The sequence below is a fragment of the Kitasatospora saccharophila genome (genome assembly GCF_039529925.1).
In the GTDB taxonomy this organism is placed as follows: Bacteria; Actinomycetota; Actinomycetes; order Streptomycetales; family Streptomycetaceae; genus Kitasatospora; species Kitasatospora saccharophila.
The window spans coordinates 42,338-58,243 of the sequence record NZ_BAAANS010000046.1; the positions used below are offsets into that span (position 1 = coordinate 42,338).

General features: G+C 72.5%; 10 protein-coding genes. 5 read left to right on the plus strand and 5 right to left on the minus strand.

The window, feature by feature from the left end; genetic code table 11:
• Positions 1-13: 13 nt before the first annotated feature.
• Positions 14-958: a bifunctional riboflavin kinase/FAD synthetase gene (locus ABD345_RS28620; RefSeq protein ID WP_344556130.1), complete on the plus strand. Its 945-nt coding sequence runs from the start codon at positions 14-16 to the stop codon at positions 956-958.
• A 59-nt stretch (positions 959-1,017) separates the two neighbouring features.
• On the opposite strand, the gene ABD345_RS28625 is transcribed toward ABD345_RS28620, so the two are convergent.
• The 3 genes from ABD345_RS28625 to eccE all read right to left on the minus strand — a co-directional run bounded on the left by ABD345_RS28625 (position 1,018) and on the right by eccE (position 5,554).
• Positions 1,018-3,225 carry a MinD/ParA family ATP-binding protein gene (locus ABD345_RS28625; RefSeq protein ID WP_344556131.1) on the minus strand — a complete coding sequence of 736 codons (2,208 nt, stop codon included), beginning with the start codon at positions 3,223-3,225 and terminating at the stop codon, positions 1,018-1,020.
• 185 nt (positions 3,226-3,410) lie between these two features.
• On the minus strand, positions 3,411-4,169 hold the full coding sequence (locus tag ABD345_RS28630) for a hypothetical protein (protein ID WP_344556132.1): 759 nt from the start codon (positions 4,167-4,169) through the stop codon (positions 3,411-3,413).
• Positions 4,169-5,554 carry a type VII secretion protein EccE gene (gene eccE / locus ABD345_RS28635; protein ID WP_344556134.1) on the minus strand — a complete coding sequence of 462 codons (1,386 nt, stop codon included), beginning with the start codon at positions 5,552-5,554 and terminating at the stop codon, positions 4,169-4,171. Before eccE ends, ABD345_RS28630 begins: the two co-directional genes overlap by 1 nt.
• 261 nt (positions 5,555-5,815) lie before the next feature.
• Here eccE and eccB point away from each other — a divergent pair, with 261 nt between their 5' ends.
• The 4 genes from eccB (at position 5,816) to mycP (ending at position 9,771) form a co-directional block, all read left to right on the plus strand.
• Positions 5,816-7,411 (plus strand): type VII secretion protein EccB, encoded by a 1,596-nt coding sequence (gene eccB, locus ABD345_RS28640; RefSeq protein ID WP_344556138.1) that lies wholly within the window; start codon positions 5,816-5,818, stop codon positions 7,409-7,411.
• Positions 7,412-7,591: 180 nt separating this feature from the next.
• Positions 7,592-7,891, plus strand: a complete 300-nt coding sequence (locus ABD345_RS28645) for a WXG100 family type VII secretion target (protein WP_344556140.1) — start codon at positions 7,592-7,594, stop codon at positions 7,889-7,891.
• Between the two features lie 78 nt (positions 7,892-7,969).
• Positions 7,970-8,260 carry a WXG100 family type VII secretion target gene (locus tag ABD345_RS28650; protein WP_344556141.1) on the plus strand — a complete coding sequence of 97 codons (291 nt, stop codon included), beginning with the start codon at positions 7,970-7,972 and terminating at the stop codon, positions 8,258-8,260.
• Positions 8,261-8,403: 143 nt separating this feature from the next.
• Entirely contained in the window at positions 8,404-9,771 is a 1,368-nt protein-coding gene (gene mycP, locus ABD345_RS28655; RefSeq protein ID WP_344556143.1) for a type VII secretion-associated serine protease mycosin, read from the plus strand.
• Between the two features lie 133 nt (positions 9,772-9,904).
• On the opposite strand, the gene ABD345_RS28660 is transcribed toward mycP, so the two are convergent.
• Both ABD345_RS28660 and eccCa read right to left on the minus strand, forming a co-directional pair.
• Positions 9,905-11,314: an APC family permease gene (locus tag ABD345_RS28660; RefSeq protein ID WP_344556144.1), complete on the minus strand. Its 1,410-nt coding sequence runs from the start codon at positions 11,312-11,314 to the stop codon at positions 9,905-9,907.
• Positions 11,315-11,786: 472 nt separating this feature from the next.
• On the minus strand, positions 11,787-15,740 hold the full coding sequence (gene eccCa / locus ABD345_RS28665) for a type VII secretion protein EccCa (protein WP_344556146.1): 3,954 nt from the start codon (positions 15,738-15,740) through the stop codon (positions 11,787-11,789).
• Between the last annotated feature and the right edge of the window lie 166 nt (positions 15,741-15,906).

Below are 15,906 nucleotides of genomic sequence, written 5' to 3' on the forward strand. Positions count from 1 at the left end.
AAGGAGCGGTCAGGTGCAGCGCTGGCACGGCCTGGAGGAGATCCCCGGGGACTGGGGGCGCAGCGTCGTCACCATCGGATCGTTCGACGGGGTCCACCGCGGACACCAGTTGATCATCAACCGGGTGGTGGAGCTGGCCGGTGAGCTGGGGGCGAAGTCGGTGGTGGTCACCTTCGACCCGCACCCCAGCGAGGTGGTCCGGCCCGGCACCCACCCGCCGCTGCTCGCCCCGCAGCCGCGGCGGGCCGAACTGGTCGAGCAGTTGGGCGTGGACGCCGTCCTGGTGCTGCCGTTCACCGCCGAGTTCTCCAAGGAGTCCCCGGAGTACTTCGTGCGGTCGGTGCTGGTCGACGCGCTGCACGCGAAGGCGGTCGTCGAGGGCCCCAACTTCCGCTTCGGGCACCGCGCGGCGGGGAACGTCGAGCTGCTGGCCGAGCTCGGCCGGGACGCCGACTTCACCGTCGAGGTGGTCGACCTGCAGGTGCGCGGCGCGGCGGGCGACGGCGAGCCGTTCTCCTCCAGCCTGTGCCGCCGGCTGGTCGCGGCCGGCGACATGACCGGCGTCGCCGAGATCCTCGGCCGCCCGCACCGGGTCGAGGGCGAGGTCGTCCGCGGCGCCCAGCGCGGCCGCGAACTCGGCTACCCCACCGCCAACGTGGACACCGTCGCGCACTCGGCGATCCCGGCCGACGGCGTGTACGCGGGCTGGCTGACCGCCGACGGCGAGACCATGCCCGCCGCGATCTCGGTCGGCACCAACCCGACCTTCGACGGCACCGCCCGCACCGTCGAGGCGTACGCCATCGACCGGGTCGGCCTCGACCTGTACGGGCAGCACGTCGCCGTGGACTTCCTGGCCTGGCTGCGCGGGATGGAGAAGTTCGACTCCATCGACGCCCTGCTGGAGCGGATGGCCGAGGACGTCAAGCGCGCCCGGGACCTCACCGAGCGCCCCTGACCCGCGACGCGTCGGAGCCCCCGCGGAACGCGCGTTCCGCGGGGGCTCCCGTCGTGCGCTCAGCCCTGGTGGGGCGGCGGGTAGCCGTACCCCGGGGGCGGCGCCTCGTGCGGCGGCGGGTAGCCGTAGCCGGGCTGCGGGGCCTGCGGCGGGTACGGCTGGCCCTGCTGCGGGTAGCCGCCCTGCTGCGGCGGCTGCTGCCACGGCTGGCCCTGCTGCGGGTAGCCGCCCTGCTGCGGCGGCTGCCCCGGGTACTGCTGCTGCGGCGGGTACTGCTGCTGTTGCTGCTGCGGGTAGCCGCCCTGCGGCGGGTACTGCTGCTGGCCCTGCCAGCCGGCCTGCTGCTGCGAGCGGGCGATGTCCTCGCCGACCAGCGTCGCCAGCTCGAAGTAGGCGTCGCGGACCTTCGGGCGCATCATCTGCAGGTTGACCTCGGCGCCGGCCGCCAGGCTCTCGTCGAACGGCACCACCACGACGCCGCGGCAGCGGGTCTGGAAGTGCGCCACGATGTCCTCGACCTTGATCATCTTGCTGGTCTCGCGCACCCCGGAGACCACCGTGATCGACCGCTGCACCAGGTCCGCGTAACCGTGCGCGGACAGCCAGTCCAGGGTGGTCGAGGCGCTGGAGGCGCCGTCCACGCTGGGCGTGGCCACCACGATCAGCTGGTCCGCCAGGTCCAGCACGCCGCGCATCGCCGAGTACAGCAGACCGGTGCCGGAGTCGGTCAGGATGATCGGGTAGTGCTGCCCGAGCACCTGGATGACCTGGCGGTAGTCCGAGTCGTCGAAGGTGGTGGAGACCGCCGGGTCCACGTCGTTGGCGACGATCTCCAGGCCCGAGTTCGGGTCCTGCGAGGTGTACTGGCGGATGTCCATGTAGTTGCGGATGTTCGGGATCGCCGTCACCAGGTCGCGGATGGTCGCCCCGGTCTGCCGCTTGATGCGGCGGCCCAGGGTGCCCGCGTCCGGGTTGGCGTCGATCGCGATGACCTTGTCCTGCCGCTCGCTGGCCAGCGTCGCGCCCAGCGAGGTGGTGGTCGTGGTCTTGCCGACACCGCCCTTGAGGCTGATCACCGCGATCCGGTAGCAGGTCATCACCGGGTGCCGGATCAGCTCCAGCTTCTGCTGCCGGCCGGCCTGCGCCGACTTGCCGCCGAACTGGAACCGCGACTGCTTCTGCGGCTTCGGCTGGCCGCGCAGCAGCCGGTCCGAGGACAGCTCCACCGCGGCCGTGTAACCGAGCGCCGCACCGTGCGCCGAGGGCTGCCCGGTCGCCTGCTGGAACTGCGCCGGAGCCTGCGGCGCACCGCCGACACCGTGCTGCTGCGGCGGGCCGGGAGGCGCGTACTGCTGCCCGCCCATGGTCTGCCCGGGCTGCGGCCAACCGCCCGCCCGCGGGTCGGCCGGGGGCTGGCCCTGCTGCGGCGGCTGCGGCTGGTTCGGCCACTGCTGCGGCGGCTGCTGGGCGTCGGGCTGCGGCGGGAACGGCTGCTGGCCCTGCTGCGGGAACGGCGGCTGCGGGGCCTGCTGGCCGACCGGGGGCTGGCCCTGCTGCGGCGGGTACGGCTGGTTCGGCCACTGCTGCGGCGGCTGCTGGGCGTCGGGCTGCGGCGGGAACGGCTGCTGGCCCTGCTGCGGCGGGAACGGCTGCGACGGAGCCTGCTGGCCGACCGGCGGCGGGCCGGGCACCTGCTGCTGCGGCGGCTGCTCCACCGGCGGCGCGGCGTTCGGCACCGGCGCGTTCGGCACCGGCGCGTTCGGGACGGCCGGCGGCTGCGGGGCCTGCGGGGCGACCGGCGGCTGCGGCGCCGGCGGCTGCTCCGCCACCGGCGGCGGGCCGGGCACCTGCTGCGGGGGCTGCTGCTCCTGCGCCGGGAAGGCCGGCTGCTGGGCGTCCGGCTGCGGCGGGAACGGCTGCTGCTCCTGCGCCGGGAACGGCGGCTGCTGGGCGTCGGGCTGCGGGGCCTGGGGCGGGAACGGCTGCTGGCCCTGCTGCGGGAACGGCGGCTGCGGGGCCTGCTGGCCGACCGGCGGTTGCGGCGGGCCCGGCACCTGCGGCGGCGGGGCCTGCTGGACCGGTGGCGGCTGCACCTGCGGCGGCTGCGCCTGCTGCTGGACGGGCGGTTGCGGCGCCGCTACCGGAGCGCCGGGCGCGGCGCTCTGGGTGTACCAGGACGGGGCGCTGTAGTCCGGGGCGTCGGACCAGTCATCGTCGTCCTCGGCCGCGTTGTCGCCGACGTAGACGCCGTCCCGATCGCTGCTCACTGGGGCTCCCTCGTTCTCGCCGAAGCTGCTTCGGCGGTTGCCGTCGGGCAACAAGACTAGGCCGTGCAGGTGCCCGCGTTGAAGGCGGTGCCCGACCTGACGGCGAATCCGGCGGACCCGGTCGACCGGCCGGCCCGGTGCGCGCCGGGGGCCCGCCCGGAGTGCGCCGACCGGCCGGGCACCGGTCAGTCCATGCGGCGCGGACCGCCCAGCACCTGGGTCTCGGCCTCGCCCTGGTTGGTCATCACGTACTGGCGCCGCATCCGGGTCGCCCACAGCGTCACGTTGTCCGGCAGCGTCGGCAGCGCGCTGACGTCGCCGGGCGCCAGCGACAGCAGCCGGCCCAGCAGTTCGGACTCCTGCGGGGAGACCCGCTGCAGGCCGACCAGGTCGGCCGCGTTGATCACCCGGCTCGCGTTCGGGCCCAGGTACGGCAGCACGGTCAGCGTGGTCTGCCACGGCGCCGCCGACAGCCGGCTGCGGTTGGGCCGCGCGCCCAGGTCGCGCACCACCAGAACGGGGGACGCCACCGAGGCGCCCTGCGCGCCCAGCCGTCCCACCTGGTGGATCGTCACGCACGGCTGGCCGCCGCCCGCGGCCTGCGCCATCGGCGCCCACGCCTGCGGACGGCCGGTCTCCACCGCGATCCGGGCGCCGGTCGCGGCCGCGCGCAGCGCGATCAGCTGCGCCGTCCACATGCCGCCGACCAGCACCACCTCGAACGCGGACGGGCGGAACAGGCCGATCACGGCGGGCTGCTGCTGGTGGTCCAGGCCGATCACCACGCCGTCGTCGCCGACCGGGAAGGCCAGCGCCGACAGGTCCTCGACCGTCAGCACGTGCTTCTCCCGGCGCGGGCCGCGCAGGCCGTAGCCGGGACGCACCCGCACCGGGCGCTGCTCGACCGGCTGCGGGGCCTGGCCGGGGTAGGTCTGGTAGGCCATCAGGACGTCCCTCCCAGGGGCAGCGTGGCGAGCAGGCCGGGGGCGTGCTCCAGGTCGAGGCGGGTCAGCGCGGCGCCGCTGTGCTGCGCCCGGGACTCCACCTGGCGGCCCATCTGGTCGAGCCGGGACTCGTTGTGCTCGGTCAGCCGCAGGTGGCCGCTGAGCGCCACCGAGCCGCCCATCGCGCGGGTCGCGGTGATGGAGAAGGTCGAGGCGAACGCGGGGGTGCCGGTCAGCTGGTTGACCAGGTCGGGGGCGGCCACCCGGCCGCCGCCCATGCCCGGGCGGGACAGCACCGGCCACTTGGAGATCCAGTAGGTGGCGTGCCAGCGGTCGTCGATCCGGCAGTACTTCGCCGACTCCTGGGTGCGGCGCACGCCGACCCCGCCGCCGCCGGAGCCCTGCCGGCCCGCCACCGCCACCGGGTTGGCGCACACCGAGATGGCCAGCGCGGCGATCAGCTCGCGCTCGTCCAGGACGGTGGCGGTGAACCCGGCGCTGTTGAGCCGGCCGGCCAGCTGGTCGGTGACCCGCTGCAGGGTCTTGCGGGCGCCCTCCTCCCCGCCGCCGCGGGCCAGCACGGCGGTGGCCGCGCGCTCCGGGTCGAGCTTGAGCGCGACCCAGGTCAGCCGCAGCGCCGGGGTGCTCACCCCGCCGGGGGTCTGCTGGTAGGCGCGGGCGGCCAGCGAGTGCTCGGGCAGGTGCGGCGCGGGCGCCGGCTGGGTGTGCTGGATCAGCTGCACCGACTCCAGGCCGATGTCGTCGACCTGCAGGACCGAGCAGATCAGGTCCAGCGGCACCGAGGAGGCGGCCCGGCCGGGGCGCAGCGGCTGGTCCTTGGACTGCACCAGCAGCACCGAGGTGAAGAAGGTGCCGTCGCCGACCATGCCGGTCTCGCGGCGCAGCGGACGGCCGTCGCCGAGGTCGGTCTCGATCGCGTGGGTGCAGGTCTTGAGCGCCGGGTCGAGCTCCATCACCGGCGCGATCGCCGGGTCGGTGCCGGGCGGCGGGACGTTGTACTTCGCGTCCCGGCGGCGGGAGTTGTACGTCGAGCGGACGCCCACCGCCTCGCCGGTGGTGCGGCCCCCGAGGCGCAGCAGCGCGACCGCGACCAGGATCAGCGCGGGCACCGCGAAGACGCCCGCCATCATCGTGTTGATCGACCACCCGACCGCCACCAGGGCGGCGGCGACCTCCAGTTGGACGATCTGCTTGAGCTCCAGGCGGCGGCCCAGCAGCCCGGGCCTGGGCAGCAGCCGCAGGCCCACCGGACCGACCGCCGCGGGGGCGGGCGGCGCGGTGCGGGCCCGGCGTCCGCCCGGGGCGTCCGGCCTCCGGCCGTGCGAGGTGGAGCGTCGTCGTGCTGGAGCGGACTGGCTTGGCATCCCCCGAATTGCCCTCTCTGCTTCAGATGTCCCGTCAGATCCCCCCGCGGGCCCGGAAAGTGCGGGCGGGGGCCGGGTCGGCGGCCCGGATGGCGGACCGTCGGAGCCTACCCGTTACCGTACTCACCGTCTGCTGCCGCATCGTAGAGGGGTGGCCGCGAGGCCCGCCCGCCGGGTGGCAGACTCACGCACGGCGCAAGCGCGTTGACAGGCCCGCCGGGCGGGCCGCACAGCGGAACAACAGGGGAGACGGGGACGAGCATGGCATCACGCCGGGACGAGCTGAACGCCTACACCTTCGCCCGGAAGCGGATGGTGGGGGCCTTCCTGCAGCCGGGCGGCGGCGGCAACGACGAGGACGCGCCGCGTCCGCTGCGCGCGGTGCTGCCGAGTTTCGTGGTCGCCGCGGTGGTCGTCGCGGGCTTCGGGATGTGGGGCGTGCTCAAGCCCGCCGCGCCGCCGAACTGGGACAGCGGGAAGTTCGTCATCCAGGGCAAGTCCTCCACGACCCGCTACGTGATCCTGAACGACGGGCCGAACAAGGAGCCCACCCTGCACCAGGTGCTGAACATGTCCTCGGCCCGGCTGGTGCTGCCCGAGAGCGCCACCGTGCAGACCGTCGCCGACGACGTGCTGGACAAGTACCCGCGGCGCGGCGCGACCATCGGCATCCCGTACGCGCCGGACAAGCTCCCCGCGAAGGGCGACGCCGGGACCGCGAAGACCTGGTCGGTCTGCGACAAGATGGGCAAGGACAACCTGCAGACGACCGTCAGCCAGTCGGTGTTCGTCGCCGCCGGTCAGGACGAGAAGGCCCTGAAGACGAGCGGCGACAAGCTGAACGACGGCCAGATGCTGCTGGTCCAGGAGCCCCTGCTGGACAGCGGGCACACCCAGGGGTCGATCTACCTGGTCGACTCCAAGGGCGTCAAGCACGCGCTCGGCATGCGGGACATGGACGGCAAGGAGCGCAGCGACCTGATGACGGCGCTGAGCAGCCCGGGCACCAAGCCGCAGCAGGTCACCAAGGAGTGGCTGGACACGCTGGCCGCCGGCGACCCGGTGAAGTTCCCCCGGATCGACACCTTCAAGACCACCAAGACCTCCGCCAAGTCCAACCTGGACCTGTCCAACCCGGAGCAGAAGCAGGTCGGCCGGCTGCTGAAGTTCCAGGGCGTGTACTACGCGGTCGGGCTCGACCAGCTCTACCAGATCACCGAGTTCCAGGCCGAGCTGATGCGCACCGACCCGCTGCTGCAGAGCGCGTACCCGAAGGACGGCACGCCGGCCATCGAGGACGTCGGCGCCGGCGACATCAGCAAGCTGGAGTCCAAGACCACCAAGGAGATGATCACGGCCGCCGGGAACCTGCCGGTCAAGAAGCAGCAGGCCGTCAACGTCGCCGCCAGCGGCGCCCGAACGGTGGTCTGCTCCACCTACGAGGGCGCCGACGAGAAGGGCGGCATCATCCGCTCGGTCTGGGCGAGCACGGCGTACCCGGCGCAGGTCACCTCCGGCTCGGTCAGCGCCCACGTGACGCCCGGTCACGGCCTGCTGTACCGCGCGGTGGAGGGCGAGGTGCTCAGCACCGGCACCCAGGCGGCCTCCTCCGGCAGCGACTTCCTGATCACCGACTCCGGCCTGCGCTACTCGCTGCCGGCCAACGGCGACGGCGCCGCCGCGGGCACGGCCAGCGCCTCGCCGGACGGGGGCAAGTCGAACAACACCAACGAGGCCCAGGCGCGGCTCGGCTACAAGGACGTCCTGATGCCCCAGGTGCCCGCCGCCTGGTCGAAGCTGGTGCCGGCCGGTCCGGTGCTCAACACCAACTCCGCACTTCAGGCCCAGAACGCCTGACGCGGTGTCAGGACCGGTGCGGCGGTCCAGTGTCATGGTCTGGTAACTACCCGCTACCCGGTGTTGGGCGCGGGCCAGTTGGCCGTTACAGTGCTTCAGAGCACCACACAGGTGGTGCCCGTACGGACGTTCGCCACAGGGGCGTCCGGACGTTGTCTGTCTCATGGGGGACGGTGGATCATGGCAGGTCAGTTCACGACGACCGCGGAGGAAATGACCGCCTTCGCGAACCGCATCGGCGAGGTCAACAACCAGGTCCAGGGCGAGATCAGCCGCCTGAACAACCTGGTCTCCGAGATCGCTTCGGGCTGGAAGGGCGCGGCCGCGTCCGCGTACCAGCAGATGCAGTCGCAGTTCAACGACGACGCCACTGCGCTCAACCGGATCCTCGACGAGATCCGCCAGGCCATCGAGGCGACCACCAAGGCCTACTCGATGACCGAAGAGGAGCAGCGCGCCGCGGTCGGTGGCATCGGCTGACGCCGGTAGCTCTGGAGCAACCAGCCTCACTGCGCCCTTCCGGGGGCGCGCCGTGAATCCATCGAAGGGGAGAGATCAATGTCCGGCATTCTCGTCAATTTCCAGACCATCCAGAACGCGAGCACCGAGGTCCGTCAGACCGCCGCTCGCATCCAGAGCCAGCTCGACGACCTGAAGTCGGGCGTCCAGCGCATCGCCTCCAGCTGGGAGGGCGCGGCTCAGCAGGGCTACCAGGCCCGGCAGGCGCAGTGGGACGCCAAGGCGGCGGACCTGCAGGAGGTGCTCGGCCGGATCGCCGGCGCGCTGGACAACGCGGCGCAGAGCTACCAGCAGACCGAGAACACCAACGCGGGCATCTGGAACCAGTGATCGGCGGGCCGGCAACGGCACGGGGGAACCGGCACGGCAGTGCTTGACACGGGCGGGCGTCCTCAGGGCGCCCCCCCTTCGCACGCCGTGCGGGGCGGTACACGGACGGACACGGGTGGAGAACGATGAGGGGTGGAGCAGAGGTGTCGTCAGGATCGTTGCGCCGGGCCGGTGCGGTGCTGCTGGTGCTCGGGGCGGTCGGTTCGGTCGGCACCGTTCCGGCCTGGGCCGGGCCGGCGCCCGCGGGCGGCGCCCCCGGGGCGGCGCTGACGCTGGCCGCGGCGGGGGACTGCAACTTCCCCATCGAGCAGGACGTGGTGTCCAAGCCGTGGGCGCTGCAGCGGGTGTTCCTCAGCGAACTGTGGGGCGAGGGCCGGCAGGCCGCCAAGCCCAGCGCCGACCCGGGCGCCGACCCGGGGGAGGACCCGAACAACCGGACCGGCAAGGACGTCAAGGTCGCCGTCATCGACACCGGGGTGGACCAGGCCAACCCGCAGCTGGCGGGCAAGGTGGAGGCCGGCCACGACTACCTGGGCGAGAACGTCGCGGAGGGCCAGCAGCGCCCCGCCGGTGACAGCCGGACCGACCCGGTCGGCCACGGCACCAAGGTGGCGGGCATCATCGCGGCCGCCGAGAAGCCGGGCATCGGCTTCGTCGGCCTGGCCAAGGACGCGACCATCCTGGCGATCCGGCAGAACGACGCCGAGGGCCACGGCAGCGTCAGGACCCTGGCCGCCGCGATCCAGGACGCGATCAGCAAGGGCGTCAAGGTCATCAACATCTCGCAGGACGTCCGGATCGAGAACGACCCGTCCGCGTCCCCGAGCGCGGACCTGGACAACCCGACCTTCCAGGACGCCGACAAGCTCAAGAGCGCGCTGGACAGCGCCGAGCGGGCCGGGATCGTGGTCGTCGCCTCCTCGGGCAACGACGGCGCCGAGGGCCCCACCTACCCGGCCGCCTTCAGCACGGTGCTCTCGGTGGGCGCCTCCGACCGGAACAACGAGCGGGCCCCGTTCTCCCAGTACGGCGACTTCGTCGACGTGGCCGCGCCCGGCGTCGACATGCTCTCCACCGTCCCGGGCCACGGCCAGTGCACCGACAACGGCACCAGCTTCTCCGCCCCGTACGTCGCGGGCGTGGCGGCCATCCTCAAGGGCATGCACAAGGGCTGGACCGCCCAGCAGATCCGCACGGTGATCGAGCAGACCGCGCAGCGCACCGAGCACGGCCCCAACAAGTACATCGGCTGGGGCGTGGTCGACCCGGTGAAGGCCGTCGAGTACACCAAGGTGCCCGGCCCGTCCGAGTCGCCGCACCCGGACCCGTCCACCAAGCTGGACGCCGCCACGCTGGTCGCGCAGCCGCTCGGGCTGGAGGAGACCCAGGCCGACCGGGACCGCCGCACCGGCACCTTCGTGCTGGGCATCGGCGCCCTGGTGGTGGCGGGCCTGGCGGGCGGCTCGATCGTCGCCCGCGACATGGGCCGCCGCCGCAGCCGCCACGGCTGACCCGCCGCGCTCGGCGCACGGCGGCCGACGCGCCGCGCAGGACGGAGCGGGGGCCGGTCCCGGAAAGGGGCCGGCCCCCGCTCCGGTCTCGGGGACCGGAGCGGGGGCCGACGCGGGAGCGGGTCCGCGGGGGTCAGACGCGCTCGTCCTCGGGGAGGGTGATCACCCAGCGGGTCTCCGGGCGGGGCCGCAGGTAGAGCGCCCAGTAGAGGCTGGCGGCGACGGTGATGCCGAGGGTCCACCACAGCGCGGTGGGGTCGAGCTTGGTCAGGGTGTAGGCCAGGGCGACGATCACCAGGACCGGCAGCGCGGGCCAGAGCGGCTGGCGCCAGGCCGGGGCGTCCTTGTGGTGGCCGCGGCGGGAGAACAGCGCGCCGACGGCGACCAGCAGGTAGAGCGCGGCGACCGCGACACCGGTGATGTTGGTCAGCAGGTCCTGGCCGACGAAGCAGAGCGCGGCGCCGGGGACGCCGACCGCCAGGGTGGAGATCCACGGGGCGCTGAACTTGTTGAGGGTGCCGAACGCCTTGTTGACCGGCTCCGGCCAGGCCTTGTCGCGGCCGGAGGCGAACAGCACCCGGGAGTTCTGGATGACCATCACGATGCCGGCGTTGATGATCGCCAGTGCGATGCACAGGCTGATGAAGGTGCCGACGCCGCTGTTGCTCCAGCCGATGACCAACGAGGAGATGTTGCCCTCGCTGAGCGCCTTCAGGTCGGGGGCGCCCATCGTGATCGCGGCGACCGGGACCAGGATGATGGCGGTGGACAGGCCCAGCGTCCACAGCACGGTGCGGGCGACGTTCTTGCGCGGGTTCTCCAGCTCCTCGGAGAGGTAGATCGCGGTGGAGAAGCCCTGGGTGACGAAGAGCGCGGTGCCCATCGCGGCCAGGATCGCCGCGAAGCCCACCCCGCTGGTGGCGCCGCTGGTGGCGTCGACGACGGAGCCGTGCAGCAGGCTGCTCACCCCGCGCTCCGAGTGGCCGAAGCCCAGGAAGGCGACCACGGCGCAGGCGATGACCTCCAGCACCAGGAAGATGCCGGTGATCCAGGCGTTCGCCCGCAGGTCCAGCAGACCGGCCACGGTGGCCGCGAGCATCACCGCGGCGCCGGCCCACTTCGGGTCGAGGTGGATGATCGGTTCCAGGTAGTCGGCGGTGCCCATGGCGATCAGTGAGGGCACGATCATCACCACGATCAGCGACTGGATGAACACCAGCCAGCCGGTGAACTTGCCCGCCAGGGTGCCGACCATCGCGTACTCGCCGCCCGCGGAGGGCACCAGGGTGCCGAGCTCGGAGTAGCAGAACGCCACCGCGACGCAGATGACCGTGCCGATCAGGATCGACATCAGGGTGAAGGTGCCGAGCGAGTTGAAGAGCTCCGGGACGATCACGAAGAGTGAGGACGCCGGTGTCACGCAGGAGAGCGTGAGCAGGGTGCCGCCCACGACGCCGAGCGACCGGGCGAGCTTCTTCGGGCTGCCCGCGGTGTCGGCGTCCCCCGCGGGGGCGACCACCTTCGGGGGGAGCGTGTCGGTCATGGGGCATCCGATCCACTGAGCGGTGATGTGGGGGACGGGAGCGGTATCGCCTCCGAAGCACGGTCTCGCGGTCTGGGTTCTGCTTCGCTCCCGGTTCGCCAGGTTGCCTGGGTGAATTGGTCCCGTCAACGCGTGATCAGCTGCGGATTCCGTTGTCGTAAGGCCGTTCGGCCTGCGGAACGCAGCTTCCGGGCGGCTGGGACGCATGTTTCCGTAGTGTCAACTCCCATTGATCGCGCTTGAATCGAAGGCGAAGTGAGCTGGCTAACGTTTGATTCCAAGGCGCCCTGCCGTACCGCGGCGCTGGGCCGAAAAGGGCCGCCGCAGGCCGCCGGGGGGTACGGGAACCGAAGGGAAACCGCGGAAAACGGAAGATAACGTTATGGCACCGGCCCGGTTCCGGGATGCGGAAAGGGCCGGACTCCTTCCGGAGTCCGGCCCTTTCGGTCACCGTGCGTGAACGGCGGCGGTCCTACATCTGCGTCGGCAGCCAGCCCGTCTGCACCGTCTGGCCCGCCTGGATCCGGCGGGAGACGAACACGCCGCGGCCCGGCGGGAGCGGCTGCGGCTTGACCGTGCCGAGCAGCGCGCCCTCGCCCTTGTCACCGGAGAGGATCACGCCCTGGCCGCCCAGCTCGCGCATGCGCTGCATCACCGGCTCGAACAGCGAGCGGCCGGCGCCGCCCGCGTTGCGGGCGATGATCAGGCGCAGGCCGATGTCGCGCGCGAACGGCAGGAACTCCGCCAGCGGCGCCATCGGGTTGCCCGACTGGGTGGCGACCAGCTCGTAGTCGTCCACGATCACGAACATGTCCTTGCCGCTGTACCAGCTGCGGTTGCGCAGCTGCTCCGGCGTGACGTCCGGGCCGGGCAGGCGGCGCCCGCAGGCCCCGCGCAGCATCTCCACGATCGCCGACATGGCGGGCGCGGCGGCCGCGTACTCGACCAGGTACTCCGGCGGCACCACGCCGAGCAGCGAGCGGCGGAAGTCGCCGACCACGATGCCCGCCTGGTCCGGGGTGTACCGCTCGGTGATCTGCTTGATCAGCATCCGCAGCATCGCCGACTTGCCGGACTCGCTCTCGCCGAAGACGACGAACAGCGGGTCGTTCTCGAAGTTGACGAACACCGGCGCCAGCTCGACCTCGTCGACACCGAACGCGACACCCAGTTCCGGGTGCTCGAAGCCCTTGGGCAGCGAGTGGCCGTCCAGCACCGGCGGCAGCATGCGCACCTGCGGGGCCCGCGGGCCCGACCAGGCCGCGTTGACCTGGGCGACCAGGCCGGCCACGCCGTCCACCAGGTCCTCGGTGCTGCTGGAGCCGTCGATCCGGGGCAGGCCGGACAGGAAGTGCAGCTGGTCGGCGGTCAGACCGCGGCCCGGGATCGGCGGCACGTTCGCGGCGACCTTGCGGCCGATCTCGGACTCCATCGAGTCACCGAGCTTGAGCTCCACCCGGTTCTGCAGCTGGTCCTTCAGCGCCGGGCGGACCTCGGCGTAGCGGGCCGCGGTGATCACCACGTGCACGCCGTAGCCGAGACCGCGCTGCACGATGTCGGCGATGACCGGCTCCAGGACCTCGAACTCCTGCTTGAAGGTCAGCCAGCCGTCGACGAACAGGAACACGTCGCCGAACTGCTCGTCGGGCAGCTGCCCGGCGGCCCGGCGGGCCCGGTAGGTGGCGATGGTGTCGATGCCGGTCGCCCGGAACAGCTCCTCACGGCGGTTGAGCACGCCGTGCACCTCGCTGATCATGCGGCGGACCTTCTCGACGTCCAGCCGGCCCGCGACGCCGCCGACGTGCGGCAGGTCGGCCAGCGAGCCGAAGCCGCCGCCGCCGAAGTCGAGCAGGTAGAACTGCGTCTCCACCGGCGTGTGGGTGACCGAGAAGCCGGCCACGATGGTGCGCACCATGGTGGACTTGCCCGAGCGCGGACCGCCCACGATCATGCCGTGGCCGGCGGCGCCCGAGTAGTCCAGGTACATCACGTCGCGGCGCTGGTCGCGCGGCTTGTCGACGATGCCGACCGGGACGACCAGGTTGCCCTGGCGGACGGCCGCCGGGGTCAGGCCGCGGTCCGGGCTGATCTGCAGCGGCTCCAGCAGGCTGTCCACGGACGGCGAGTCGTCCAGCGGGGGCAGCCACACCTGGTGGGCGGGCGGGCCCTGGCCGATCATGCGCTGCACGAACACGTCGAGCATGGTGTCCAGCAGCGCCTCGTCCTTCTCCTCCTCCTCGGGGAGTTCGGGGAGGACCTCCACCTCGGGCTCGACGACCTCCACCTCGGCGGCGGTGAACAGCACCGGCTGAGCGGTGACCACCACGCCGCCGACCGCGCGCTGGGTGCCCGGCGCCCGGTACTTGCCGGAGACGTAGGCGGCGCGGAAGCGGTCCATCACGTCGGAGCCGAACTTGAGGTAGCCCACGCCGGGGATCGGCGGCAGGTGGTAGGCGTCCGGCACGCCGATCGCGGCCCGCGACTCGGCGGCCGAGAAGGTGCGCAGGCCCAGGCGGTAGGAGAGGAAGGTGTCCAGGCCGCGGAGCTTGCCCTCCTCCAGTCGCTGCGAGGCCAGCAGCATGTGCATGCCGAGCGAACGGCCGATGCGGCCGATCTGGATGAACAGCTCGATGAAGTCCGGCTTCGCGGTGAGGAGTTCGGAGAACTCGTCGATGATCATCAGCAGCGAGGGCAGCGGGTCGAGCGGCGCGCCGGCCGTGCGGGCCCGCTCGTACTCGTTGATGTTCGCGTAGTTGCCCGCCGCGCGCAGCAGCTCCTGGCGGCGGTTCATCTCGCCCTCGATCGCGTCGCGCATGCGGTCGATCAGGGTCGCTTCGCCCTCGAGGTTGGTGATCACGGCCGCGGTGTGCGGCATCTCCGACATGCCGGCGAAGGTCGCACCACCCTTGAAGTCCGCGAGGACCAGGTTCAGCACCTCGGAGGAGTGGGTGACCGCCAGCGCCAGCACGATGGTGCGCAGCACCTCGGACTTGCCGGAACCGGTCGCGCCGACGCACATGCCGTGCGGGCCCATGCCCTCCAGCGAGGCCTCCTTGAGGTCCAGCCAGACGTACTCGCCGTTGACGCCGACGCCCAGCGGGACGCGCAGCTTCTCGCGGATCGGCTTGGGGCGCCAGTGCCGGGCCGGGTCGAAGGAGCCCGGGTCGCCGGTGTGCATCATCTCGGTGAAGTCCATCGACACCAGCGACGGGTCGCTGTCGTCGCCGCCCGCGGACGCCCGGAACGGCGCCAACTGCCGCGCCAGCGCCTCGGACTGCCACGCCGACAGGCTGTCCGGCTTGCCCGGGTAGCTCGCCCCGGACGCCGCCTCCAGCAGCAGCTCGTCCTTGCCGACGGTGATCACCAGGTGGCCGTTGGGCTCGTCCAGGTCACCCGGGACGACCTCGATCACGGTGACGCCCTGGACGCCCTCCGCCCCGGCGATCATCGAGTCGACCGGCACCGAGGCACCGTCCATGATGACCACCAGGTGCGGCTGGTCCGGGGTCGGCGTGCTGTCCCGGGAGAAGCCCTTGCGGCCCGCCAGCTCGTTGGCCAGCAGCTCCTCCAACTCGCCCAGCCCGGAGGCGATCAGCCGCCGCGAACCGGCCCCGTCGCTCTCCTTGCGGTGCTGGGTGTGCGGCAGCCACTTCGCCCACTCCCACTCCTCCACCGCGCCGGGCGCGGCGGCCACCCCGATCATCAGGTCCTCGGGGGAGTGCAGGGTCGCCAACTGGGCCACCATCGCCCGCACGTTGCCGTACACCGAGTCCGGGTCGCCGCACACCGTGATGTGGTAGAACGCCCGCAGCGAGACCGCCAGCGGCAGGTCCTGCAGGGTGCCGTGGGTCTTGATGAAGGTGCCCATCGCCTCCGCGGCGAGCGGCTCCAACTCGTCCATCGGCGCGGTCTGCGGCGCGACCAGCGGCGTCGACAGCTGCAGCGGGCCGAGGCCCACCCGGATCTGCGCGAAGTCCGCGTCGGTGGGCCGGCGCTCCCACAGGCGGCGGCCCTCGGCCACCACCGACCACAGCTGGTCCGGCTCCGGGTGGGTGAAGAGCAGCGAACCGCGCTGCCGCTCGGCCGTCCGGCGCACCTCGCGGCGCTTCTGCTGCAGGTACTTCAGGTAGTCGCGGCGCTCGTCCGAGGTCGCCGCGCTGCCGCCCTTGCGGGCCTTGACGATCTGCATCACCGCCATCGCGGCGGTGGACGCGATCATCAGCACGCCCATCATCTTCATCGGGCCCTGGCCGCCCTGGAACATGAAGGCCGCGCTGCCGCCCATGCCGAGCATCGGCATCAGCGTCATCAGCCAGTCCTCGCCACCGCCCCGCGGCAGCTCGGGCGGCGGAACCAGCTCGACCGGCTCCTCCGCCACCGCCGGCGGGAACGCCCTCGGCGGACGCTTCACCGTCACCGTACTCATGCCATCACCCCGTCCCGGGCGGCAGCCGCAGAGCGCGGCCCCCCGTTCTCAACGACGCGCCCTCCCAGGGCACTCGACAGGGTGCGCCCCGATCGCTCGCTCACAATCCGCCCTCACGCATCTGGATACGCACGGTGAGGGCGCCCCGTGTGATGACGCCGCCCCC

Excerpts from the sequence above, each read along its gene's own strand:
- ABD345_RS28630 (WP_344556132.1), bottom strand. The coding sequence starts at position 4,169 with ATGGCCTACCAGACCTACCCCGGCCAGGCCCCGCAGCCGGTCGAGCAG.
- eccE (WP_344556134.1), bottom strand. The coding sequence starts at position 5,554 with ATGCCAAGCCAGTCCGCTCCAGCACGACGACGCTCCACCTCGCACGGC.
- eccB (WP_344556138.1), top strand. The coding sequence starts at position 5,816 with ATGGCATCACGCCGGGACGAGCTGAACGCCTACACCTTCGCCCGGAAG.
- ABD345_RS28645 (WP_344556140.1), top strand. The coding sequence starts at position 7,592 with ATGGCAGGTCAGTTCACGACGACCGCGGAGGAAATGACCGCCTTCGCG.
- ABD345_RS28650 (WP_344556141.1), top strand. The coding sequence starts at position 7,970 with ATGTCCGGCATTCTCGTCAATTTCCAGACCATCCAGAACGCGAGCACC.
- ABD345_RS28660 (WP_344556144.1), bottom strand. The coding sequence starts at position 11,314 with ATGACCGACACGCTCCCCCCGAAGGTGGTCGCCCCCGCGGGGGACGCC.
- eccCa (WP_344556146.1), bottom strand. The coding sequence starts at position 15,740 with ATGAGTACGGTGACGGTGAAGCGTCCGCCGAGGGCGTTCCCGCCGGCG.